Source organism: Cyanobium sp. NIVA-CYA 375, from assembly GCF_056108345.1.
The window spans coordinates 1-924 of sequence record NZ_JBSYHW010000262.1; the positions used below are offsets into that span (position 1 = coordinate 1).

The following is a 924-nucleotide window of genomic DNA, read 5'->3' on the forward strand; positions in this document are numbered from 1 at the left end:
CATCAAGGGAATTCTGGCGCTGGGAGGGGTGGAAACCACCGGGAGCGCTCCTTGATCACACTTTTAGGCAGCCCTGGGGGGGTTGCCGACAGCGTTCAGCGGTTCTGCCAGATAGTTCTAGCCCAACCCTGCCATAAGCTCTATTGGTGATCGGCAAAGACTCTTGCCAGATGGGCTACAAATTCACCAACAACTGGTTTGAAATCACGGCCAAGTCCTCATGGGATAAGCTAATTCCCCAGTTGAATCCGCGTAGGATTCTGGAAATCGGCTCCTACGAAGGGGCCGCAGTTTGCTATTTGATCAACCACCTGGCCAGCAGCGAAGCCAGTCTGGTAATCCATTGTGTGGACAGCTGGGTAGGAGGGGCTGAGCACCAAGCCATCGATATGGGCATGGTGGAAGATCGATTTCGGCATAATATTGACGTGGCGATCACAGACCAGATCCGCAGCACTACCAGGGTGATGACCCATAAGTCATTGTGATGCCGCGCCCTGGCCGGTTTGATTCATGAGGGCAAGCAGGGATTCTTTGACTTCATCTATGTAGATGGCTCGCACCAGGCCCCCGACGTGCTCACGGATGCGGTGCTGGCTTACACCTTGTTGCGTACCGGTGGGATCATCGCCTTTGACGACTATCTGTGGAGCGAAGACCAACCCACGCAGCGCGATCCCCTGCGATGCCCCAAGGTGGCGATTGATGCCTTCAGCAACATTTTCTTTCGCAAAGTGAGTGCACTGAATCTACCGCTCAGCCAGATGTATTTTGTGAAAATCGGAGATTGAGGCTGTTGCTCTGACATTTTTTCCAGTAGAATAAGATTCTTGTTGAGGGGGGTGTGGGCTCCAGCAGCATCATCCCCTGAAGCTTCAGCCACTGAATCCGCAGGCATCTAAGTAGCGGCGGTAGCGCTCCAGC

At 54.0% G+C, this 924-nt stretch carries 2 protein-coding genes; both read left to right on the plus strand.

Features of this window, described 5'->3' with window-relative positions; translation table 11 throughout:
- The first annotated feature begins 143 nt into the window (after positions 1 to 143).
- Positions 144 to 488, plus strand: coding sequence for a hypothetical protein (locus AC01FP_RS17960; protein ID WP_474482148.1), 345 nt, complete (start codon positions 144 to 146; stop codon positions 486 to 488).
- Between the two features lie 18 nt (positions 489 to 506).
- Positions 507 to 791, plus strand: a complete 285-nt coding sequence (locus AC01FP_RS17965) for a class I SAM-dependent methyltransferase (protein ID WP_474482149.1) — start codon at positions 507 to 509, stop codon at positions 789 to 791.
- Positions 792 to 924: the final 133 nt, after the last annotated feature.